Source organism: Corallococcus sp. Z5C101001, from assembly GCF_007352635.1.
In the GTDB taxonomy this organism is placed as follows: Bacteria; Myxococcota; Myxococcia; order Myxococcales; family Myxococcaceae; genus Corallococcus; species Corallococcus silvisoli.
The window spans coordinates 437,568-460,840 of record NZ_VKLU01000003.1; the positions used below are offsets into that span (position 1 = coordinate 437,568).

The 23,273-nt window shown below is 68.5% G+C and carries 15 protein-coding genes and 2 pseudogenes; 11 read left to right on the forward strand and 6 right to left on the reverse strand.

Going from position 1 to position 23,273, the window contains the following annotated elements; translation table 11 throughout:
- The first annotated feature begins 121 nt into the window (after window positions 1–121).
- The 3 genes from FOF48_RS07830 to FOF48_RS07840 all read left to right on the forward strand — a co-directional run bounded on the left by FOF48_RS07830 (window position 122) and on the right by FOF48_RS07840 (window position 4,654).
- Entirely contained in the window at window positions 122–2,281 is a 2,160-nt protein-coding gene (locus FOF48_RS07830; RefSeq protein WP_143899539.1) for a xanthine dehydrogenase family protein molybdopterin-binding subunit, read from the forward strand.
- A 3-nt stretch (window positions 2,282–2,284) separates the two neighbouring features.
- Window positions 2,285–2,770, forward strand: a complete 486-nt coding sequence (locus FOF48_RS07835; RefSeq protein ID WP_143899540.1) for a (2Fe-2S)-binding protein — start codon at window positions 2,285–2,287, stop codon at window positions 2,768–2,770.
- A 414-nt stretch (window positions 2,771–3,184) separates the two neighbouring features.
- Window positions 3,185–4,654 carry a right-handed parallel beta-helix repeat-containing protein gene (locus tag FOF48_RS07840; RefSeq protein WP_143899541.1) on the forward strand — a complete coding sequence of 490 codons (1,470 nt, stop codon included), beginning with the start codon at window positions 3,185–3,187 and terminating at the stop codon, window positions 4,652–4,654.
- 93 nt (window positions 4,655–4,747) lie between these two features.
- On the opposite strand, the gene FOF48_RS07845 is transcribed toward FOF48_RS07840, so the two are convergent.
- Window positions 4,748–5,158: a carbohydrate-binding protein gene (locus FOF48_RS07845; protein ID WP_143899542.1), complete on the reverse strand. Its 411-nt coding sequence runs from the start codon at window positions 5,156–5,158 to the stop codon at window positions 4,748–4,750.
- A 176-nt stretch (window positions 5,159–5,334) separates the two neighbouring features.
- On the opposite strand from FOF48_RS07845, the gene FOF48_RS07850 reads away from it, so the two are divergent.
- Entirely contained in the window at window positions 5,335–7,788 is a 2,454-nt protein-coding gene (locus FOF48_RS07850; RefSeq protein ID WP_143899543.1) for an ABC transporter permease, read from the forward strand.
- Between the two features lie 32 nt (window positions 7,789–7,820).
- Here FOF48_RS07850 and FOF48_RS07855 read toward each other — a convergent pair whose 3' ends face one another.
- On the reverse strand, window positions 7,821–8,576 hold the full coding sequence (locus FOF48_RS07855; RefSeq protein WP_235685449.1) for a helix-turn-helix transcriptional regulator: 756 nt from the start codon (window positions 8,574–8,576) through the stop codon (window positions 7,821–7,823).
- A 194-nt stretch (window positions 8,577–8,770) separates the two neighbouring features.
- Here FOF48_RS07855 and FOF48_RS07860 point away from each other — a divergent pair, with 194 nt between their 5' ends.
- The 3 genes from FOF48_RS07860 (at window position 8,771) to FOF48_RS36925 (ending at window position 14,061) form a co-directional block, all read left to right on the forward strand.
- A complete protein-coding gene (locus tag FOF48_RS07860) occupies window positions 8,771–9,694 on the forward strand; it encodes a DMT family transporter (protein WP_143899545.1) in 924 nt (307 codons plus the stop codon).
- Window positions 9,695–9,810: 116 nt separating this feature from the next.
- Entirely contained in the window at window positions 9,811–12,405 is a 2,595-nt protein-coding gene (gene rph / locus FOF48_RS07865) for a rifamycin-inactivating phosphotransferase (protein WP_143899546.1), read from the forward strand.
- Window positions 12,406–12,975: 570 nt separating this feature from the next.
- On the forward strand, window positions 12,976–14,061 hold the full coding sequence (locus FOF48_RS36925; protein ID WP_255442012.1) for a triacylglycerol lipase: 1,086 nt from the start codon (window positions 12,976–12,978) through the stop codon (window positions 14,059–14,061).
- Here FOF48_RS36925 and FOF48_RS37695 read toward each other — a convergent pair.
- Window positions 14,029–14,289, reverse strand: a pseudogene (locus tag FOF48_RS37695) (DoxX family protein); the annotation flags it as partial. The gene FOF48_RS36925 and the pseudogene FOF48_RS37695 sit on opposite strands and share 33 nt — an antisense overlap.
- Before the next feature lie 52 nt (window positions 14,290–14,341).
- Between FOF48_RS37695 and FOF48_RS07880 the strand changes: the two are divergent.
- From FOF48_RS07880 to FOF48_RS07895, 4 genes and pseudogenes are all read left to right on the forward strand, one after another.
- Entirely contained in the window at window positions 14,342–15,322 is a 981-nt protein-coding gene (locus tag FOF48_RS07880; protein WP_143899549.1) for a LysR family transcriptional regulator, read from the forward strand.
- A gap of 402 nt (window positions 15,323–15,724) precedes the next feature.
- On the forward strand, window positions 15,725–16,054 hold the full coding sequence (locus FOF48_RS07885; protein WP_143899550.1) for a PadR family transcriptional regulator: 330 nt from the start codon (window positions 15,725–15,727) through the stop codon (window positions 16,052–16,054).
- Window position 16,055: 1 nt separating this feature from the next.
- Complete coding sequence (locus FOF48_RS07890) at window positions 16,056–16,415, forward strand: DUF1048 domain-containing protein (RefSeq protein WP_143899551.1); 360 nt, start codon at window positions 16,056–16,058, stop codon at window positions 16,413–16,415.
- Window positions 16,416–16,666: 251 nt separating this feature from the next.
- Window positions 16,667–17,919, forward strand: a pseudogene (locus FOF48_RS07895) (serine hydrolase domain-containing protein).
- A 205-nt stretch (window positions 17,920–18,124) separates the two neighbouring features.
- Here FOF48_RS07895 and FOF48_RS07900 read toward each other — a convergent pair.
- The 3 genes from FOF48_RS07900 to FOF48_RS07910 all read right to left on the reverse strand — a co-directional run bounded on the left by FOF48_RS07900 (window position 18,125) and on the right by FOF48_RS07910 (window position 23,074).
- Window positions 18,125–19,849: an LVIVD repeat-containing protein gene (locus tag FOF48_RS07900; protein ID WP_255442004.1), complete on the reverse strand. Its 1,725-nt coding sequence runs from the start codon at window positions 19,847–19,849 to the stop codon at window positions 18,125–18,127.
- Between the two features lie 189 nt (window positions 19,850–20,038).
- Window positions 20,039–20,617 (reverse strand): DUF642 domain-containing protein, encoded by a 579-nt coding sequence (locus tag FOF48_RS07905; RefSeq protein ID WP_161664403.1) that lies wholly within the window; start codon window positions 20,615–20,617, stop codon window positions 20,039–20,041.
- 90 nt (window positions 20,618–20,707) lie between these two features.
- Window positions 20,708–23,074, reverse strand: a complete 2,367-nt coding sequence (locus tag FOF48_RS07910) for an RTX toxin (RefSeq protein WP_143899553.1) — start codon at window positions 23,072–23,074, stop codon at window positions 20,708–20,710.
- Window positions 23,075–23,273 lie beyond the last annotated feature (199 nt).

Here is a 23,273-nt window from a genome sequence, read left to right on the forward strand (position 1 = left end):
TTTTCGACCCACTGATGCGACGCGGCCGATGTCTTCACCCGGACAGCGGCTCCGTCAGCCCACTGAACGCCCCAGGCCGGGTCCGCGCTGGCGCGTCGGTGGGATGTGCGATGGTCTTGCCATGACGGATTCGCCCCCATCGGAAGCAGCCGCGCCGGGAGGCGTCGACCGCCGCCGGTTCCTGACCTGGGTCGTGGCCTCCCCCGCGCTGATGATCGCGGCCCGGTTGGGGCTGGACGTCCCTCCCGCCGCGGCGGCGGAGGCACCCGCGCCGGATGCGGCGGCGCCCTTCAATCTCTACATCGCCCTCGGGACGGATGGCCGTGCCGTCGCCACCCTGCCCCGCACGGAGCTGGGCCAGGGCATCACCACGGCCGTGGCCATGCTGGTCGCGGAAGAGCTCGACCTGCCGCTTGACTCGGTGGAGGTGCGCAGCGCCGACGCGGATGACCGCTGGCTCATCCAGCTCACCGGCCTGTCCACCACGATGCGCTACCTGGCGGGCCCACTTCGCGCCGCGGCGGCGGATGCCCGGTCCCGGTTGATCACCGCCGCCGCGCACCGCTGGCGGGTGCTGGCCCTCACCCTCACCACCGCCAACGGCGAGGTGCGCGCGCCGGACGGCCGCCGGGCCGGGTATGGCGAGCTGGTGGAAGCCGCCGCGTGCGTGCTGCTGCCAGAGGTCCTCCCGGTGCCGAAGCCTCCGAGCCAGTACACGCTCGTCGGTCGGCCCACGGGGCGCATCGATGCTCGGGACATCGTCACCGGGGCGGCGCGCTACGCCCTGGACCTCGACGTTCCTGGGGCGCTGCCCGCGGTGGTGGCGCGGCCCCCCACGCTGCGCGGCTCCATCCAATCCTTCGACGCCACCGGGGCCCGGGCGATGCCAGGCGTGGTGGGTGTGGTGCCCATTCCGTCAGGCGTGGCGGTGGTGGCCCAGACCTTCGCGCAGGCGTTCGCGGCGCGGGACGCCCTGCGGATCGCCTGGGCGCCGGGACCGGCGGCGGCGCTGTCCGACGTCGACATCCGGGCCCGCTTGCGGGATGCGGTGGGTCCCCGGCCCCTGCCCCCGCTGCTCACGATCCGGACCCTGGAAGGGCGCTTCGACTTCCCCTACCTCGCGCACGCGCCCATGGAGACCCAGAGCTGCGTGGCCCACGTGCAGGGCGCGCACGCGGAGGTCTGGCTGGGGGCGCAGGATCCGAAGTTCGCGCGGCGGGAGGTCGCCAGGGCCCTGGGCTGGGAGCTCACCCCACAGCGGGTGACGGTGCACGCGGTCCGCGCGGGCGGCGGGTTCGGCCGCAGGTTCTTCCCCGAAGCCGCGGTGGAGGCCGCGCTCGTCTCACGGGCCGTGGGGCGGCCGGTGAAGCTGATGTGGAGCCGCAACGACGACATGCGCCACGGGCACTACCGGCCCGCCAGCCACCATCGCATCCTCGCCTCCCTGGGCCTGGGTGGGGCGGTGCTGGGCTGGAATCACCGCGCCGTCATCCCCACCGTGGAGTTTCCCCATGGCTTCGGAGATGTCGTCACCGCGCTCGTCGGAGAGGTCCTGCCCGAAGTGACCAGCGCGACGTTCTTCACGCTGACGCAGCAGGTCCCCTATCAGTTCGGCTTCGTGAGCCAGGGCCTGACCGAGGTACCGATTCCCATTCCCACCGCGTCCTTCCGTTCGGTGTTCACCAGCCAGGTGGGCGTGGCCAACGAGATCTTCGTCGACCAGCTGGCCCGGGAGCTCCACGTGGATCCCGTCGACCTCCGGCGTTCGCGGCTCAAGTCTCAACGGCTCAGGGCGGTCCTCAACAAGGTGGTGGCGGAGGGCCCCTGGGGCCGGTCCCTTCCGCCCGGCGTGGCCCAGGGGGTCGCGGTCCTCGAGGAGTGGGACAGCGCCATCGCGCACCTGGTCGAGGTCGACGTCACGGGAGAGGTGCCTCGCGTGTTGCGCGTCGTCATCGCTGCGGACGTAGGCCTGCCCATCAACCCCAAGGGCATCGAGGCGCAGCTCCAGGGCGCCGCCGTGGATGCCATGTCCACGACCCTGAGCGCGGGAATCCACATCGACGCGGGAGCGGTGCGCGAGGGCAGCTTCGCGGACTACCGCTGGCTGCGGATGAAGCACGTCCCCTCCACCCTCCAGGTGCACCTGGTCCGGTCGGATGACCGCGTGGGCGGCGTGGGAGAGCTGGGCTATCCCAGCGCCGCGGCGGCGCTGGCCAACGCCATTGCCCGGGCGAAGGGCACCATGCCCACCCGCTTCCCCATCCTGGACGAGGGAGCCTGACCCATGCCGGCCCATCACTTCATCCTCAATGGTCAGACGGTATCGGTGGAGGCGCCCGAGGACCTGCCCCTGCTCTGGGTGCTCCGCGATGTGCTGGGCGTCACGGGGCCCAAGTATGGCTGCGGAGTCGGCGTGTGCGGCGCGTGCACCAGCCACCTGGACGGAGAGGCCTTCCGGCCCTGTCTCCAACCCGTGGGCGGCGTGGCGGGCCGCGAGGTGATGACCATCGAGGGGCTGGGCGGCGAGGGACTGCATCCCGTGCAGCAGGCGTGGATCGCCGAGGACGTGGCCCAGTGCGGCTTCTGCCAGCCGGGGCAGATCATGTCCGCGGTGGCGTTGCTGCGAAAGAACCCGGCCCCCTCCGACGCGGACATCGACTCGGCGATGAGCGAGAATGTCTGCCGTTGCGGCACCTATGTCCGCATCCGCGCCGCGATCAAACGCGCGGCGCTGCTGCTGCGCGGCGGAGCGGGTGCCCGTGGAGGATGAGCCCCGGGTCGGGTTCGACGAAGCGAGCCCGCGCTTCGTCGCCGAAGAGGACGGCTCGTGAGTCGCGGTCGTCCAGGCGTTCCCTGCGAAGGACCTGGGGGTGGCGGTCGATGAACGCGGCGAAGTCACGTCCCGGCTCCGCCGACGAGCCATCCCGCCGTTGACGTCGAAGCAGCCGCCGGTCCTTCACCTCCGGCATTCCGTTGTCCCCCGTGTGTCACGACGCGGCACGGTCGTCCTGCGCCCTTCCGCGAACGAGGCGGGGGACCGAGAACCCGCTCCAGCGCCGAGGACTGAGTGCGCTGGCGGACCGCTGCCCTGGAGGGCACTTCCCTCCGGCGCCCAGGGCAGTTGAGCAAACCCACGCAGGTGGCGAATTTGGTCGCCTCTCGTTCCTGACCGGGGTCAAAGATCATGATCAAACATCGAAGTGGAATCACCACCGTGTCCGCGTGCGCGGCACTCCTCTCCGTTCTGGCGCTGACGCAAGGGGCATGGGCGGCGGAGGACGCACCCAAGGCGGAGGCCCTGCTCCCAGCATCCGCCCGGGCCGAGCTGGATGAGCCCCCTGACGGGCGGCAGGTCTTCCTGAGCCGTTGTCCCACGGCGGACGCGGCCCAGGCCGGCACGCTGTACGTCGCGAACTCGGGGCCGAGAAACCCCTCGAAGCCGCTGGGCTCCATCGACAACCCGTACGCGACCATCGCCGCCGGCGTGAAGGCCGCGCGCCCGGGCAACATCATCCAGGTGAGCTCGGGCACCTATCCCGAGTCCGTCATCATCAGCCCCACGACCTCCCAGGCGGGCACGGCCACCGCGCCCATCGTCCTGAGGGGCGACCCGGCCGCCCCCCCGGTCATCGTCCCATCGCCGGCGCGCGTGGTCGGCAGCCTGGTGGCGCTGAGCCAGCCCTATTGGATCCTCCAGTCGCTGGAGGTGAACGTCAATGGACAGGCCTCCTTCGGCGCCCAGTTCGACCGGAACACGTACTGCACACAGCTGCGCGACTCGAAGCTACACGGAGGCACCGCTGGCGGCGGGGTCGTCATCAACGAGGCCCAGAACGCCCTCGTCGACAACAATGAGATCTACGACTTCTCCAAGTCGGGGACGGACTCCCATGGGGTGGTGTTGAAGAACGCCGCGCGGGAGATCTTCATCGAAGGAAACACCATCCACGACACGTCGGGTGACTCCGTGCAATGCCAGACGGAGGGCAACCGGCCCACGAGCATGTACATCGAGCACAACGAGCTGCACGACGCTGGCGAGAACGGCGTCGACATCAAGGGATGCGACTACGTCTACGTGCGGGGAAACACCATCTCCCGGTTCCCCAATCTGGCGCGCTACCCCTGGCAGGCGAACTCCTCCGCGGCGGAGGCCGTCGTCATCCATGACGGCGCCACGAACGTACAGATCGTCGGGAACACCATCTCCGAGGCCGGCCGCGGCATCTCCGTGGGGGGCACCTCGACGGTGGAGCACCCCATCGACATCCTGCTCCGGGGCAACACCATCACCGACATCGTGAACTACGCGAACCGGGGGAACGGTCAGGGGATCCGCGTCGTGCAGGCCAACGGGGTGCGGGTGCTGAGCAACACCGTGGCGAGGACGGCGGACGCCGGGCTGCGGCTCGCCGCGGACGAACCGCTCGTCGTCACCGGGCTCGTGGTGACCGACAACATCCTCCGCGACATGCGGCTGTTCGTCCGGCTGGGCCGCGCGCAGTACCGCCCCAGCCTGGTCATGGACCGCAACCGCTATGAGGGGGCGAGTGGCGTGTTCACCGCCACCGGCCTGCTCACCGAAGGCCAGTTCCCGGCGTGGCGCGCGGTGTTGGCGCCCTCGCTGGAACAGAACTCGGTGCGGGTGCCCTGAGCGAGGGCATCAGCCCCCCGCCCAGCCAAGGTCCATGCCCGGCAATCCGCTCTGGATTGCCGGGCCTCTCACCGGGAAGGGGGAGTGGCGACCTCACTGAACAACGAAGTTCTGGCCGTTGTTGTTGTTCCAGGTGCGGTGGCCGGACGCGTCGTCCACGTAGATGGCGTACTCGATGGCCGTGAAGGAGACGGTCGGAGGAACATTGAAGCGGCCCGCCCACACCTCGTCCTGGCTCCCGGAGGCATTGGGGGTGTTGTTCCGCCAGGTGAGCGTGCCCCACTGCGTCGTCTGCCAGTGGTCCCAGGTGTAGACGACGCCGACCGAGTGCCCTGGCGCGACCGGCCAGACGCCCGTGGTCAACTGGAACTGGCGGAAGACGTAGCCACCGCCCGTCCCCACCACGGGCACGCCCGCCTCCAACACCCACGTCGTCTCCGCGACAGCGAGGGTGGGCAAAAGGAAGAGCAAGGCACCGCAGAGGTTCCCGAAACGCTTCTTCATCGCAGGCTCCCGTCAAGGAAAGCCGCCAATCTGGAATGCGTCCCCCGGAAGCTCAAGACCTGAAGCACGGGGTGTCAGGGATTGGAGACACGCGTGGCGGCACGCCCTGGCCCGGGCCGTGGCAATCGCGGGGAGTCCGGGCCGTAGGGCAGCGCACCTGGGAGAGGTGCCGCGCCATGTCCACCGTGCTTGATGACCTGCGTTACGCCGTCCGGATGTTGCTCAAGAGCCGGGGCTTCACGCTCGTGGCCGTGCTGACGCTGGCGCTGGCGATTGGCGCCAACACCGCCATCTTCAGCGTGGTGCACGGCGTCTTGCTGCGCCCCCTGCCCTACCGGGAGCCGGAGCAGCTCGTCCAGTTGGTGCGCAAGGGGCCGGGGGGCAACACCCCGATGCATTCCATCGGGCGCTATGCGTGGTGGTCCGCGCAGGCGGCGTCGGTGCTGTCGCACGTGACGGCCTACGACTGCTTCCCCAGTGGCTTCAACCTCATCGGAGATGGGGTGCCCCAGCGGCTGTCGGGCATGCGGGTGACGCGGACCTTCTTCGACACCTTCGGCGTGCGGATGGAGCGAGGGCGGGACTTCCTCCCCGAGGAAGACGTGCCGGGTGCCGGGCGGGTGGCGATCCTCAGCCACGGCTTGTGGCAGCGCCAGTTCGAGGGCGCGGCGGACGTGGTGGGCCGGACGCTGACGCTGAACGACGAACTCTACACCGTGGTGGGCGTGGCCCCCGCGACCTTCCGCTATCCCGAAGGCGTCCAGCTCTGGACGCCGCTCCAGTTGGACCTCACCAACCGGGATGACTCCAACTCCATGTTCATCACCGCGCGGACGAAGCCGGGGCTCTCGCGGCCCCAGGTGGACGCGGCCATGGAGGCGCTGTCGCTTCGGATGCGCGCGGACTCGCCCGCGCTGGTGGACGCGAAGCGGAGTTTCGTCGCGGAGGACCTGCACACCTACCTCGTGGGCGACCTGCGCGGTGCGTTGTGGATGCTGCTGGGCGCGGTCGCGCTGGTGCTGCTCATCGCCTGCGTGAACCTGGCCAACCTGCAGCTCGCGCGGGCCGCCGCCCGTCAGGGGGAGCTGGTGGTGCGCGCGGCCCTGGGCGCGGCGCCCTCGCGGCTGATCCAGCAGATGCTGACGGAGAGCGTGCTCGTGTCCCTGCTGGGCGCGGGGCTGGGGCTGCTGCTGGCGGCGGTGGGCCTGCCGGCGCTCCTGTCCCTCGCGCCCGCCGGGCTGCCGGCGCCGCAGGGCGTGGGCATCAACGGCGCGGTGCTGGCCTTCACGGCGGGAGCGGCGCTGGTCACGGGCCTGCTCTTCGGCGTGCTGCCGGCACTCCAGGCCTCCCGGCCCAACCTGTCCGGGGCCCTGCGAGAGGGGGCGCGGCGAACCACGGGGGGGCCCGCGAGCGGGCGGGCACGAGCGTGGCTGGTGGCGGGGCAGGTGGCGCTCGCGGTGGTGTTGCTGGTGGGGGCCGCGCTGCTCATCCGGGGCTTCGCGTCGCTGAGCCGAACGAGCCCCGGCTTCGAGCCTCGGGACGTGCACGTGCTGCGCATGTCCCTCCCGGAGGGGCGCTACGCGGACCCCGCCGCGCTGGAGCGCTTCCACCGGCAGATGGTGGAGCGGGTGGAGGCGTTGCCGGGGGTGCGGGCCGCGGCGTTCGCCACCACCCTGCCCATGGAGCAGGGCCCGAGCCTGGGCTTCATCATCGAAGGCAAGTACGAGGGGCGCGACGACGGCCCGGGGACAGGCGGCGCGCAGCTGCGGCCCGTGACCGCGGACTACTTCGGTGTGCTGGGCGTTGGCTTGATGAAGGGCCGGCTCCTGGCGGTGTCGGACGGCGTGGGCTCCGAGCCCGTGGCTGTCATCAACGAAACGGCGGCGCGCAGGTATTGGCCAGGCGAGGAGCCCATCGGGCAACACATCCGGGTGGGACACTCCGTCCCCTTCGGGGATCAGGTGCCCCGGCGCGTGGTGGGCGTGGTGCGCGACGTGCGGGAGAACGGGCTGGACGCCGAGGCGCCGAACATCGTCTATGTGCCCCCGTCCCAGCTGTCCGCGACGTTCACGCGGATGATCGTGAGCATGTTGCCGCAGCAGCTCCTGGTGCGCGCGCCGGGTGGGCACGCGGCCATCGTGGCGGCGGCGCGGCGCGAGCTGGGGTCGGTGGACGCGCAGCAGCCGCTGACGGAGACCCTGCTGCTGGAGGACCACCTGGCGCGCTCACTGGGCTCGGAGCGCTTCAACATGGTGCTGTTGGGGGCGATGGCGGCGCTGGCGCTGGTGTTGGCCGCCGTGGGCATCTACGGCGTGCTGTCCTACCTGGTGGGCCAGCGGACGCGCGAGCTGGGGGTGCGGCTGGCACTGGGAGCCACGCGAGGACGCGTGGTGCGGCTCGTCCTGCGCCAGGGCCTGCTGCCGGTGGTCGCGGGCGCCACCGTGGGCCTGTGCGGGGCCCTGGGCCTCACCGAGGTGGTGTCCAGCCTGGTGCACGGAGTGAGCGCGCTGGATCCGCTCTCCTTCGTCGCGGCGCCCGCGCTGCTCCTGGGGGTGTCCCTGGCCGCCATCGCGCTGCCCGCGTGGAGAGCGTCCCGCGTGGATCCGCTCGTCGCGCTCCGCCATGACTGAAGGCCGTCGCCTTCGCCGGGGGGGCGGCACGCTCACCGCCGACTGCTTCGAACGCGCGCCGGCGCCTTCTCCTTGGGATGCGGCGGAGCCTGCGTGACGAACCGCCTCGGACTCGTGCCGATCAGTCGGCGAAACATCGCGATGAATGACGACGAGGTGGCGTAGCCGAGTTCCACGGCGATCGATTCGACGCTCCGTCCCGCGCGCAACAGCGGCAACGCATTCACCAGCCGGAGTCGCTGACGCCACTCGGTCAGCGACATGCCCAGCTCGCGCTCGCACCGGCGCATCAGCGTGCGTTCGCTCATGTGAAACGCCTTGGCCAGCTCGCCGAGCGAGCGACTGTCGGAGGGGTTGCTCTTGAGCGCGGAGAGCACGGCGTCGAGCTCCGCGTCCGCGGTGTGCGGGACGTAGCTCCCCGTGGTGGCGCAAGTGGAGAGCTGGTCGACCAGCGCTCGCAGGAGCCTCGCACGCACGGGCGCCTCCTCGGCTCCTGGCGAATGGTCGCGCAAGTGCTCGAGGATGGCGCGCACGAGCGGGGACACGATGACCGCGCAGAGCTGCTTGGGCATGTGCGTGCACAAGTTCCGACGGATGTAGATGGAGCAGTGCACCGCCTCTTCGTCGTTGAAGCCGATGTGCTCGGTGCCAGCCGGTATCCACAGGCCCAGGTGCGGCGGCGCCAGCACATGCTGCTCGCCCGCGGTGACTTCCGTGACTCCACTGAAGGAGTAGACGAACTCACCCCAGCGGTGCGTCATCGACGGATACGTCGCGTTCGAGGGCATCCGCTCCATCCGGAAGAACACCGGCGCCGGCAACGCGTCGGTGAAGGGCGGAAGTCTCAGATGCCGGGGAGTTGCTGCTCTAACGTGTTTCATGGCGTTGGCGGCCCAGCGATATCGAATGGCGGTTCCGCGCTATATACTTCGAATCAACCCATGGGCTACGACAGGCGCATGTTGCTCACTGGCGGTTCCCCATGAGAAGGCCGGTAGACGCGCCTGCCTCGGCGGCCATGGTTGTCATCTGCCTCTTCTGGGGGTTGCAGCAGGTCGCGATCAAGGCCGTCGCCAACGACGTCTCCCCCATCCTGCAAGCGGCGCTGCGCTCCGGTGTCGCGGCCGTGCTGGTGTGGCTGTTCAGCCGCTTCGTCGCTCAGGACAAGTGGCTGTCAGGCGTCGCGCGTGGACCTGGGCTCGTCGTCGGAGCCCTCTTCTGCGTCGAGTTCCTGCTCATCGCCGAGGGGCTGCGCTGGACCACGGCGTCGCACATGGTCATGTTCCTCTACACGGCGCCGATGTTCGCGGCGCTGGGGCTCCACCTCCGGATTCCGGAGGAGCGCTTGACGCGAACTCAGTGGATGGGCATCGGGCTCGCGTTCGCGGGGATCGTCGTCACGTTCTTCGGTCCGATGAACGCCGGCGCGTCCGCGTCACGGGGTCAGCTCGTCGGCGACCTGATGGGCGTCTGCGGCGGAGCCGCGTGGGGGCTGACGACCGTCGCCATCCGCGTCAGCCGCTTGAGCGAGGCGCCGGCGGCGCAGACCTTGTTCTACCAACTCCTTGGCGCGTTCCTCGTGCTGTTGCCGCTCGCGGCCATGACCGGCCAGCTCCACTTTCACGGCACGGCGCTCGGCTGGGCGAGCCTGGGCTACCAAGCCATCATCGTGTCCTTCATCAGCTACCTGGTCTGGTTCTGGATGTTGACGCGCTATCAAGCCGCGCAGCTCGGTGCGCTCTCGTTCATGACCCCGCTCTTCGGCGTGGCGATGGGGGCCCTCCTGCTGGACGAACACCTCGCCCCCTCGTTCCTCGCGGGTGCGGCGCTCGTGCTCACGGGCTTGCTCGTGGTCAACAGCCACGCGCGGCTGAGAAGGGTGGGCTATCGCAGCAGCAGCGCGTGACGCCCGCCTTCGCCGGGCCGCTTGATGGGTTGACAAGCGGCCCCCACGAGCGTCGGTGCACTTCACTCCGCGGTCAGGAGTAAAGTGCCGCCCCTTCCTGACAGTGAGGTGAACGGATGGGCGACTACGTGTTGGGCTTCCATGAGCTCGACCTGACGCAGGTCCCGGTCGTTGGCGGCAAGGGCGCGCATCTGGGAGAGCTTTCGCGGATCGACGGCATCCGCGTGCCGGCTGGCTTTTGCGTCACGACGGACGCCTTCCAGCGGATCCTGTCGGAAGCGCCGTCGGTCGACGACCAGCTCGAGCGGCTGTCGCGCCTGAAGCTGGACGACCGGGAACAGCTCCGTGCGCTCAGCGCCGAGCTCCGCGAGACCCTCGAGGGGACCGCCATCCCTGATGACCTCGCGGCGGAGCTCACCCGCTCGCTCGCTCGGCTCGGCGAGCATGTCGCCTGCGCCGTCCGTTCGAGCGCGACGGCGGAGGACTTGCCGACGGCCTCCTTCGCGGGCCAGCAGGACACGTACCTGAACGTCGTGGGGACGGCGGCGATCCTCCAGCACGTCAGCCGGTGCTGGGCCTCGCTCTTCACCGAGCGGGCCGTGACCTACCGCGTGCGGAACGGCTTCGACCACCGGAAGGTCCGCATGGCGGTGGTCGTGCAGCGGATGGTCTTCCCGCGGGCGGCCGGCATCCTGTTCACGGCCGACCCCATCACCTCCAACCGGAAGGTCGCCTCCGTGGAGGCCAGCTTTGGCCTCGGCGAGGCCCTGGTCTCCGGCCTGGTGAACGCGGACAGCTACAAGGTGCGGGACGGAGAGGTCATCGCCAGGACGGTCGGCGCCAAGCAGCTCGCCATCCACGCCTCGCCGACAGGCGGGACCCAGCACCAGGAGCTCGAGCCCGCGCTGCGGCAACAGCCGGCGCTGACGGACGCGCAGGTCGTGCGACTCGCGCGGTTGGGCCGGCGGATCGAAGCGCACTTCGGCCGTCCCCAGGACATCGAATGGTGCCTGGTCGACGATGACTTCCAGTTCGTCCAGAGCCGGCCCATCACCACGCTGTTCCCCATTCCCGCGGCCGGCGACCCGGAGAACCACGTCTACCTCTCCGTCGGTCATCAGCAGATGATGACCGACGCCATGAAGCCCCTGGGGCTCTCGCTGTTCCAGCTGACAGCCTTGCGGCCGATGCACGAAGCCGGCGGGAGACTGTTCGTCGACGTCACCCGGGTCCTGGCGTCGCCAGCGAGCCGCGCGGCCCTGCTGGAGCTCATGGGGAAATCCGAGCCGCTGTTCACGGACGCGCTCCAGACGGTCCTTGGACGCGGCGACTTCATCCGGTCGCTCCCGGACGCCGGCCCCGGCAGGACGCCGGCTGGCGGCGCGCCCGCCCCGCTCGAGCCCCATCCGGCCATCGTCGACGAGTTGGTCGGGCGCACTCAGTCCTCCCTCGCGGCCTTGAAGCGCGACATCCAGACCCGGTCCGGAGCGGCGCTGTTCGACTTCATCGTGTCGGACATCCAGGAGCTGAAGCGGCTCTTGAGCGATCCGCGAAGCGTTCAGGTGATCATGTCGGCGATGGAGGCCACCTGGTGGCTCAACGAGCACATGCAGGCGTGGCTGGGCGAGAAGAGCGCGGCGGACACGCTCACGCAGTCCGTCCCCCATAACGTCACGTCGGAGATGGGGCTGGCGCTCCTGGACGTCGCGGACGTGATCCGCCCGCATCCGAACGTGGTGGCCTTTCTGCAGCACGTCGAGGGTGAGGACTTCCTGGATGAACTGGCCAGCCTCTCGGGCGGTCAGGAGGCGCGAGACGCCATCCAGGCCTACCTCGACAAGTACGGCATGCGCTGCGTCGGTGAGATCGACATCACGAAGCCACGTTGGGGCGAGCGCCCCACCACGCTCGTGCCCATCCTCCTCGGCAACATCAAGAACTTCGAGCCGGGCGCCGGCAAGCGGCGCTTCGAGCAGGGGCGACAGGAGGCCTGGAAGAAGGAGCAGGAGCTGCTGGCGCGCCTGCGGACCTTGCCGGAAGGAGAAGAGAAGGCCGCAGAGGCCAAGCGGATGATCGACCGGGTCCGGACCTTCATCGGGTACCGGGAGTATCCGAAGTACGGAATCATCAGCCGCTACTTCGTCTACAAGCAGGCCCTGTTGGAGGAAGCCGAGCGCCTCGTACAAGCCCAGGTGCTCCGTGAGAAGGAAGACATCTTCTACCTCACGTTCCAGGAGCTCCACGACGTCGCGCGCACGAGCCAGGTGGATGAGTCGCTGATCCGCCAGCGCAAGGACGCGTTCAGGTCGTATCAAGCGCTCACGCCGCCCCGGGTGCTCACATCGGATGGCGAGGTCATCAACGGGTCGTACCGGCGCGACGACCTCCCGGCCGGCGCGCTGGTCGGCTTGCCGGTCTCCGCCGGGACCATCGAGGGACGGGCCCGCGTCCTGCTGGACATGGCGGGGGCCGAGCTCGAGCCGGACGACATCCTGGTCACCCCCTACACGGACCCCAGCTGGACGCCCCTGTTCGTCACGATCAAGGGACTGGTGACGGAGGTGGGAGGCCTGATGACCCATGGCGCGGTGATCGCACGGGAGTACGGTTTGCCAGCCGTCGTGGGGGTGGAGCATGCCACCCGGCGGATCCGGGACGGGCAGCGGATCCGCGTGCATGGGACGGACGGGTACGTCGAACTCCTGTCCTGATCCACGGCGGGTCAGGACGGCACGGCCTCCCCTGGCCGTGCCGCCCCGGATGCCGGACTGCGTCCTGGGGGCGGCAAGAGCAATCCGGTGGGCTCCACGATGGTCACTGCGAGAGTCAACCGGGAACGCGCCGGGGCGTGGCGATGGAGGCTACGCTCAACTGGGACGGCAAGGGTGATTCCGCAGTCGCCCGTTGGCAGTCTTTCCTGCTTGATGCAGTGATGGCCCCCGACCCGGCTCCTCGCCGAGACGATCTTCCGTTTCGGGTGAAGCGCCCCGCCGTCCGGGACAAGGGTTCGGGACTTCACGTTGGGCCCGCGCTCCGCCGCCAGGGGCTCTCCTCACGTTAGGCTTTCCTGCATGGCCAGTCACCGCATCTATCTCATCCCCGGCTTCTTTGGCTTTACGCAGATGGGTGACCAGGAAACGGAGCGCATCGCCTACTTCCAGAACGTCCCGGAGTTGCTCCAGCAGCGGTTCCAGGAGCGTGGCATCGATGCGCAGGTGCATACCGTGCCCTCCGCCCCCACCTCCGGGCTGGCGGTGCGGGCCCGCGACGTGTTCCGGGAGATGGCACGGACCGCGAACGAGGACAACGCGCAGCTCCACCTCGTGGGGCACTCCACGGGCGGGCTGGATGCACGGAGCGTCGTCTCACCGCGCATGGCCCGGGAGGCCCCGGCTTTCGTGAGGCGCGTACGCTCCGTCGTGAGCCTCGCCACGCCCCACTACGGCACCCCGCTGGCCACCTACTTCCACCAGGGCCACGTGGGGAAGACGCTGCTGCGCTATCTGTGGCTCTTCACCTTCTTCACCCTGCATCGCAAGGTCATGCCCTTGCGGACCGCCGTGCTCCAGGCGTGCTACTGGCTCACCCTGCGGAGCGAACAGGCGAAGCTTCCGCCCAACCTCTTCAACCAGGTCTTCCGGCTGACGGCGGACCTCTCCGATAACGAGCGCGAAGAGCTCCTCCGGTTCTTCAGCCAGGTGGGTGAGAGCCAGGCGCTGATCCAGGATCTCATGCCGGACAGCGTGCGGGCCTTCAACGCGAACACCGCGGACCGGGAGGACGTGCGCTACGGCTGCGTCGTCACCGGCGCGCCGCCGCCGAAGCCCACCCTCCACCTGCTGCCGACCGCGGACTCGCTCCTCCATGGGCTCTTCTCCTTCCTGTATGAGAAGAGCGCGCCCCTGTCCCCGGAGCTCCAGACGCCCGAACTCACGGGGGCCCAATCCCAGGCCCTCCAGGCGGTCCTTGGCCGGAACTTCGAGTCCCGGAGCGACGGCATCGTCCCGAGCCGCTCCCAGGTCTGGGGACAGGTGGTCCACGTCGCGGTCGCGGACCACCTGGACGTCACCGGCCACTTCGATCAGCCCCCGGCTCACATCAGCTGGTTGAAGTCGGGCTCCCACTTCCAGGAGCTGCGGTTCCGGGCGCTGTGGGATCGGATCATCGACTTCACGGTGGGCGGCGCCGCGGCTGTTCACCCAGGCACGTCAGCGCCGTCACAACGCCGAGCCGGGAGGGCCGAACCGTCGCTGCGCCGCGTAGGTGATGCCAGTCAGAACAAGCAGTACGCCAGCGGGCAGACTGCTGGCGACGGTATCACGGGAGGCCCCGTGAGAGATGATCGCACCGCTGAGCTCGAAGAATAGGCCCGCGAACGCCCATTCCTTCAATCGCGGCCACCGCGAGCCAAACACCAAGGTGACTGCGGCGAGCAGCTTCCAAACTCCAAGGATCGTGGCCAGGTAGCTGGGGTAGCCCAGACGCGCCAAGATCTGCATCACGTTGGGCTGGTGAGTGACGTTGAAGGTACCGGACATCAGGAACATCGCCGCCAGCAAGCCGGTAGGTATCCAGTACAGGAGTTTCGTTCTCATGGCACCTGACTACGCCCTCGCGCCGACCTGAGACAACTCTGCAAAAATTGGAATGATTTGCTACGATTTGCTCCAAATGGACGACTTACCGGAGACAGCCGAGCTGATCGCCTTCGTGCGTGTGGTCGACACGCGCTCGCTCTCACGCGCCGCGAAAGAGCTGCGCCTGCCACGCTCGACCGTTGGACGGCGCTTGCAGCGACTCGAAGAGCGCCTCGGCATACGCCTCCTCAAACGCACGACGCGAAGGCAGGCGCTCACCGACGCGGGCGCCGAGTTTTACCAGCACGCGCGCCACTCGGTCGAAGCACTCGAGCGTGCGCGCGCCATCGTCCAGCGCCCCAGTGGCAAGATAGAGGGCCGGGTGCGCATCTCAGTTCCTACTGGAGCCCCCGACTCCCTGGGGGAGCTCTTCGGTCAGTTCTCGTTGCGCCATCCCGACGTTGTACTGGAGGTGGACGCCAGCAATACGCACGTCGATTTGATTCACGGCGGCTTTGACCTCGCGCTGCGCTCCGGTCCCGTTGCGTCGGCGCCGCTCAACCTGGTGTCACGCACGTTGGGTACGAACACGCTGGTCTGCGTGGCGACGCCTGCGTATCTGGCAAGAGCAGGGACTCCCAAGCGCGCTACGGACCTGCGCAGGCACGCTTGCTTGAGTCCGTTCGGGCGCGGAGAAACGCCCTCGCTGAGCTGGCCGCGCCTCACAGGGGGGAGTGTGCGCATTCATCCGCGCATGACTTCCAACGACATGTTCGTGCTGCTCGGCGCTGCACGCACCAGCCTTGGCATCGCGCTGCTCCCCGATTTCCTGGCGCAGGCAGAGGTCGCTTCCGGCACGCTGGTGCGGGTTCTCGCGAAACAAATCGGCGCGCAGACGCTCCTCTCGGTTGTCTACCACGAGCGCGAGCTGATGCCGCTCGCCGTGCGCACGCTCATCGACTTCATCGTCGAAACGGGACTCCCCACCCGCCAATGTGGAGAGGCAGGTGTCGCGCGCGCAAAAGACCCGCAACGCCAGAAAAAGCGCTGAACGCATCGGCATTGGCCTTCGGCCGTACCACGGCCTCTGCCGTACCACGACACTCGCCGTCACGCAGTGATGTCCCCGCTTTCGCGTCGCAGGCCTCATGGAGTTGCGGTCCTCCGAGTCCGCAGGATTGGAGTCTTCCTGTCTCGGTCCTCTTCCTTTGGCCGGTTTTGAAGGGCCCTCTTTGGCCGGTTTTCACGTGACCCTTGAGGTGAAGAGCGTCGTCTGCTGCTTGGGCCGTCCTCACATCGCTTCCTCAGAGGCGCGGAGGCCGCCACGCCTCGGTGCGGGTGTCGATCCCTCGGAGAGGTTTCTCAACAGCCTGCCAGGTGGGCTTGCGCTTTCGCTATTCTGTGTTACTAAGTACCGGTAGTCAGCATTGCTAAGTAGTATGAGGAGCGTTTCGTGGGCAAGCAGATGACGGAGATGCTCAAGGGCACGCTGGAGGGCATCGTCCTGGCGATCCTGTCCGTGCGGCCGGAGTATGGCTACGAGGTCACGGCGCGGTTGCGGGAGATGGGCTTCTCAGACATCGCCGAGGGCACCGTCTATGCGCTGCTCGTCAGGATCGAGCAGCGCGGCCTGGTCGACGTGGAGAAGGTCCCGTCCGAGAAGGGGCCGCCGCGCAAGGTGTACTCGCTCAACGCTGAGGGGCGGGAATACCTCGAAGAGTTCTGGAGGAATTGGAGCTTCCTCGCTGAACGGCTTCAACTGCTCCATGAAGGAGGCAGATGACATGTTCATCTCAAAGTTTATCTCGAAGGTGATCGGAGAGAAGGGGCAATGGCGGCAGTATAAGGCGCGCACGAAACAACTTCCCTCGAGCTATCGCACGGCGGTCGAAGCGCTGGAGCGGTATCTGATGTATTTCGGAACGGGGGGCGACGGGACTGCGATTTACGCGGACCTTGTCGACTTGTTTGAACAGAGCGCGGCGAACCGGACCCCGATCCGCCAGATCGTCGGGGAAGACCCCGTGGACTTCATCGAGACGTTCGTCCGGAACTACCCGAAGGGGCAGTGGATCCTCCGAGAGCGGGAGCGGCTGACCAACGCTCTTGCGCGCGCCGCCGAAGAAGAAGCGAAGGAAGTCTAAGGAAGCCTGCTGATGACACCGCACATCATCCACGTGCAGTGTTCGTAACGAACTCCACGCGGCCAGCGCACCAGCGCCGCGCGTGGACGCAGTCGAGCCCTGTGTTCGGACAGGCATCGCGACATCGTGATTCACCGCGCTCGTGAAACACGAGCAGCAGGCCTGGGACGTCAGCCCGCGAGGCACAAAGCCAAGCGCTGCAGCGCTGCGCAAGCGTTGCGTTTCGGACCCTCTTGAAAAGGAAGTGCAGCATGTTGGATACGACACGCGGCGCCGTAGTGCAGGGACACGTCGAGGATGGCTGGGGGAAAGTGGCGGATGTCTTCCGGGCGAACTTCGAAGGGACCCCCGGCGAGGTCGGCGCGGCGTGCTGCGTCTACGCGGACGGGCGTCCCGTCGTCGACCTGCGGGGCGGCCTCGCCGATCGCGAGGCGAACCGTCCGTGGAACGAGGACACCATCGCGTTGGTCGCATCCACGACCAAAGGCGCTACCGCGATCTGCGCGCATCTGCTGGCACAGCGCGGCGAACTCGAGCTGGACGCCCCGGTGGTCAAGTACTGGCCGGAGTTCGGCGCGGCCGGCAAGAGTACATCCCGGTGCGCTGGCTGCTCTCACATCAAGCCGGTCTGCCGGTCGTCGACGGTCCGTTGACCTTCGAGGACGCCTGTGCCTGGCATCCGGTCATCCGGGCACTCGAAGCGCAGAAGCCGGAGTGGCAGCCGGGCACCGAGCACGTCTACCACAGCATGACCTTCGGGTTCCTGGTCGGGGAGGTCGTGCGGCGGATTACCGGCAAGTCGCTCGGCACCTTCTTCGCCGACGAGGTCGCTGCTCCGCTCGGGCTGAGCGCCTGGATTGGGCTGCCCGAGGAGCAAGAGGGACGGGTGGCGCGGATCGAGTACGCCGCTCCGTTCACGTTGGAGGAGATGACCGCCGGGATGATTGAAACCACGGGCCTTGATAGGGAAACGGTCATCGCCTGGATGAACGCCGTGTGGGGCCCGGACTCCGTGCAAGCCCGCGCCGGTCAACTCGGCGGCGCATTTGATCACGCCAGCGGCTACATGAACACGCGTGCCTTCCGCGCTGCTGAGCTCCCCTTCGGGAACATGTTCTCGGACGCTCGCTCGCTGGCGCGGATGTATGCGGCCACGGTGAGCAAGGTCGACGGCGTGCGGCTGCTGAATCCGGCGACGGTCGAGAAGATGACCGTCGTCCACACCGACAAGACGAAGATGAACGGGATGCCGCCAGGACTGGACGTTCCCGCGGACCGCTCCTTCTACATGTCGCTCGGGTTCTGGCGAGCCTGCCCGCCGATGCCCCTTGTCGGGCCCGGGTCGTTCGGTCACCCCGGCTCCGGCGGATCGGTTGGCTTCGCCGACCCCGATGCCGGTGTCGGCTTTGGCTACGTCATGAACCTCTGGTCATTCCGGATCGGCGAGCCGCGAGCGTCGAACCTGGCCGCGGCGGTCGCGGCCTGCCTCAGGTCTCGACGTTGAGGCGCTGCTCGACCAGCTCACGCGCCATGTCCTTGCTCTGCGTCAACGTCCTCGCCGCAGCGCGAGGCGTTCGCGGCGTAATTGGCGAGGGGCACGGGCAGCCTGGCGCGACCGCTTGATCACCGCACTCGTGAAGCGGTACGGGCTGTCCCCGGGCGGACGCGGGATGACGGCCTCCCCTGGCCGTGCCGCCCCGGATGCCGGGCTAGGGCTCGTTCATGATGAGCAGGCCGCGTGCGGTGTCGACGATGTACACGTAGCCGTCGCCGGGGACGCGGATGCCGATGGCGCCCTCGAAGACGTCGTCGGTGCGCCCGGGGTCCGTCTCGCGGTGCGTATTGTAGTAGGCCAGCTGCCGGGGCTGCGTGGGGTTGGATACGTCCAGCACGCGCACGCCCTCCTGGTACCACGCGACGTACAGGCGCGTGCCCACCAGGAGGATGTTGTGGATGGACGTCGTGGGCCGGAGCTTGAACTCACCAATCTTCACGATGTGCGCCGGGTCGCTGGCGTCCAGCACGCGCAGGTGCGCGCCATGGTTCTCGCCGCCCTCGAAGACGATGGTGCGCCCGGCGAAGGTGCCCACCGCGTTGTGGTGGGCGGTGGTGTTCGGGTACGTGTAGGTCCCCAGCAGCTTCATGTCGTTCGGGTTCTCGACGTCGACGACCTTGAGGCCGCCCTCGAAGTGGCTGATGTAGAGCTTGCCCTGGTAGGCGAAGGCGTCATGGGCCCCGTCGTAGGGGCCCACCAGGGGAAACGCGAGCCGCTGGAGCAGCACGGGCTCCAGCGGCTGGGACACGTCGAACACGAGCGTGTTGCTCGAGGGCCAGAGCCCCATGCCGTAGAGCCGCTCCCCGTTCACCAGCACGGTGTGCACGGCGAGGGGCGCGCTGTTGGGCACGCGGCGCACGAACTGCGGGGCCGCCGGGTTGGAGATGTCGAAGATCACGATGCCGGTGTCCTGGCTGGCGACGTACAGCGCGTCCCCCTTGGTCCACACGCTGTTCCAGAGCTGATCATTGGGGAGGCTGATGACCGTCCTCAGCACGGGGTTGCGCCGGTCCGTCACGTCGAAGACGGAGATGCCGCCCGGCTTGCCCGGGCGAAGGTAGGTCTTGCCGGAGACGACGTAGGCGTGGTTCTTCGCCACGTAGATGTCCAACGGAGTGCCCTGGTCGACGTACGTCTCCGACACGAGCTTCAGGCCGCCCGCGGACTCCTCCTCACCCTCGCGCCACAGCATGCGGTGGGCATCGGCGGTGGCCCGCTCCAACACCCGGCCGTTGAGGCACCGGGCGAAGCAGCCCGTGAAGTAGCGGTTGCTGGGCGCCTCACAGCCCGCCAGCACGGTGGTGACGGTGCCTCCGTCCCGGGTCGGGGTCTGGATGCCGAGGCGGAAGCTGTTCGCGTCGCGCTCCTCGTGGGTGACCGGCGAGTAATAGAACGAGCTGGAGCCGCCGTCGCCGATGAGGTGCATCGTCACGGTGTAGTACGAGCCCTCCACTCCGCCGTCCGCCAGCGCCGTCTCATCCCGCAGCCGCACATGGAAGATGCCGTCCTTCGGGATGTTGGCGAGCGTGGAGGAGTCACAGGCGGACTGGTCGAACATGGCCGGATTGAGACAGCCTCCGGCGGGGCTCTCGCCTACGCGCGGCAAGAGCGCGCAGGCAGAGAGCACGCCGGGGTCCCCCGTGCCGTCTCCCAGCTCCTCCAGCACGGTGTACGTGCCATCCCAGGGCAACGTCCCGGAGTCGGGCGGCCCCGCGTCGGGCGTGCCCGAATCCTCGGGGATGCCTGCGTCGGGCGTGGGCTTGGACGCGTCGCGGCAGCCTGGCGCCGCGCAGAGCAGCAGGCCCCAGGCGACGAAGAGCACCCAGGACGAGCGGGAGAAGGACAGCATCGGGGGCTTCGAGGCGGAGAAATCACGCATGTTCGAGAGAGCCCCGGACAAGGCAACTGAGTCTTTAAATTCGCTCTTCTCGTGGGAATACCTGCTCCGTGAAGGGGAATGGGGCTGCGCGGTCGAAAAAATCGGGTTCCGCGAGCCCCTCTGGCTTCACGTTTGCACGTCAAGCCATCCCATACTCCGAGCTGTAGTCGGCGCGCCCCGCCTCTCGTATCAGGGCCCCGTCACGGAGACGCTGTCGAGCTGTGGACCGCACGAAACGCCCGTCGACAGGCTCTCGAACTTCAGCTCGGTGCTGGAGCTGGTGGCGTTGAACACGAAGTTGTTGGACACCCACCCCGCGTAGTTCACCCGGAAGTTGTACGCGACGCTTCCCGCTGTGACCTTGACGTACGTGCCCACGCAACCGGCCAGCGCGAAGCGCACCGTGTAGCCGGTCCCCGACGCCGTGGTGAGTGTCTGGGAGACACCGCCCGCGTCATATGCATTGAGGTCGATGGACGCGCTGCCGGCGTTGGCGGACCTGTAGCTGCTGGCCATCACGTCGATGCCCGAGCCCAGGATGGTCCACCCGGTGAGCTGGGTGTTGCCCGCGAAGAGCGACACCCAGTTGCTGAAACCGAGCGGCGAGGACTCGAAGCCGCCATTGGTGACGAGCTCGGTGAGCGGCTGCGCGACCGTGCCGGTCCCAGGCTCCCGAGCCAGCTCCGCGTCCGTCTCCGGGCCGCACCCCGCCAGCGCGAGGCCCAGCCCCAATCCCACGAGCGACTTCCCACGAAGAATGCCTTTCATACGCGCTCCCTTTCGATTGCTGTGTTTCACGTCAATGACTCCCCACGTCTTGAAAACCCATCCACGGCCCTGGGTGGCGGCGGGCATGGACTACGGCCCCACGGGCGGCGCGAGCACCTGGATGTCCCCCGCGGCCGAGGGCAGCTCGTCGTCTCCCAGGTTGAGCGTGTTGGCGTAGCCAAGCTGGCCGTGGTCGTTGAGGCCCCAGCAGCGCGCCTTGCCGGTGCTCAGCAGGGCACAGGTGTGCGCGCCCCCCGCCGTCACGGCGTACGCCGACGACCCGCCCAGGTTGACGATCTCGGCGGTCGGCGTGGGGAGCGTGCTGCTCTTGCCGTAGCCGAGCTGGCCATACGCGCCATACCCCCAGCACTTGACGGCGCCGAAGCTCATCAACGCGCAGGTGTGGTCCGCGCCAGCGGCGACCTGGAGTGCCGTGCCATACAGCTCGACGGAGCCGACCGACGCGGGCGTCTCGTTGTCACCCACGTTGATGAAGTAGGGGGAGTAGGGCGCGGAGTAGTAGCCCGGATAACCGAGCTGCCCGTTGTTGTTGTAGCCCCAGCAGACCACCCGGCCGGTGCTCAACAAGGCACAGGTGTGGGCCTTGCCCGCGCTGAGCTGGAGGACCGGCCCGCCCACGTCCACGTCGCCCGCGGTGGCCGGCGTCTCGTTGTCGCCAATCGTCGCGGCGTTCCCGTAACCGAGCTGGCCGAACTCGCCCTGGCCCCAGCAGCGCACCTTGCCCGTGGTGAGCAACGCGCAGGTGTGGGACGCCCCCGCGGTGAGGTCCTGCACCGGGCCCCCTACGTCCACGTCCCCCGCGCTCCAGACCCACTCGTTGTCCCCCACGTCCTGGGTGTGGCCGTAGCCGAGCTGGCCCTGGCTGTTGGCGCCCCAGCAGCGCACCTTGCCCGTGTCGAGGACCGCGCAGGTGTGCTCCGCGCCGGCGGCGAGCTTCACCGCGCGGCCCCCCAGGCCCACGTAGCCCTCGCTGGCGACCGGCTCCCCGTCGCCGATGTTGGCGGTGTGGCCATAGCCGAGCTGGCCATGGGTGTTGCCGCCCCAGCAGCGCACGAAGCCGCCCTCGAGCAGGGCACAGGTGTGGCCGCGCCCCGTCACCACCTGGGTCGCGTTGCCCACGAGGTTGACGTTGCCGGCGGTGTAGGGGTGCTCGTTGTCGCCGATGTCCAGCGTGTGCTCATAGCCAAGCTGCCCGGAGGCATTGAGGCCCCAGCACCGGACGTTGGCGTTGTCGAAGAGCACGCACGTGTGGCGCTCTCCGGCCTGGATGGAGATGAGCCCGTTGAGGTTGCCCACGTCATAGGGGTTGTCCGGGAACTGCCCGGGCGCCAGCACGTACTTCAGCGTCGTCTGCCCGCCGTCCACGTCCGTCACCTGGAGCACCAGCTCGCCCTGCACCGCCGGGGAGTAGCCGCTCATCGTGGTGGGATTGGACTGGCTGGCGAAGGCGGGCGCGGGGTCGAACGAGCCCTGGGGGTTGAAGCTCCACGCGTAGGTCAGCGTCGAGGCCGCGCTGTCATCCGCGACGGCCGCCTCCCAGAGGACGTCCCCGGTGCCCGCGCGCCGCGTGGCCTTGAGGGCTTGGATGACCGGGTTGAAGAGCACATGCACGCGCGTGTCGATGGCGTCGGACGACGGGTCCACCGGCAGCACCTTCGTCTTGAAGGTCGTCTTGACGGAGTGGCCGGCCGCGTTGGTGACGAGCACGTCATGGGTGAACTCGGTCACTGTCTTCACCGGGGGCGGCACGTACTGGCTGACGAAGGTGCCGGTGGTGCCCAGGAGCTGGAGGTTGCCCTGCACCGGGGAGAAGGAGCCGCCACCGGTCCCGGCGGTGATGACGTAGCGGAGCGACTCCCCCGTGCTGGCCTCCACCAGGAAGTCGATGTTGCCGCGCTTGCCCGGAGGGAACTCGGCCGGGATGGTGATCTTCTTGATGCGCGGCAGGGTGATGGTCTCGCCGTCGCTCACCGGCGCCAGCACGATGACCACGTTCTCGTTGTCCCCCGTGAGCGTCCTGTCCGTGCTGCCGGAGAAGAACAGCTCGCCCTTGAGGCCCGTGGCGCGCGCCTGGAAGGTGAGGCCCTTGTTCCGAGGCAGGAAGGGCACGGTGCCCGACCACGTCCCGCCCGCCACGGTGAGGTCCACCCCCTTGAAGAGCGGGGCGCTCGTCGCCGTCTCCAGCACGTCGATGCGGATGCGCGCCACGCTCGTGAAGGAGAAGTTGGCGAACGACGACACGCGCCCTGCCCCACCGGTGCCGCCGCCCGACGCCGGCTCGTCGACGTCGATGGAGAACACGGCGGTGCTGGTCTCATCCGCCTGGACGGACTCTGAAGGCTTGCAGCCCTCCAGGCCCGCCAGCGCGCTCATCAGCAGCAACGGCAGCAGGGCCCCCAGGCACCTTCCTCGGGATGAATCAATCTCTCGATGCATACACGTCTCCTGTCGCGGCGCACCCCAGGAGCGGTGCGCCAGCCGGCGGGTGCGGCGGTGGATGGGTGTTCGTCGCGGTGGCCGGACCGGCCCCCTCGCGGCGACCGTGGAGCAAACGACATTCCAAACCCCACGCCTCTGGCCGCGTCTGTAAAAACGCGCGGTTGCGGACCTGGGAGGGAAAAGAGTCAGCTCTTTC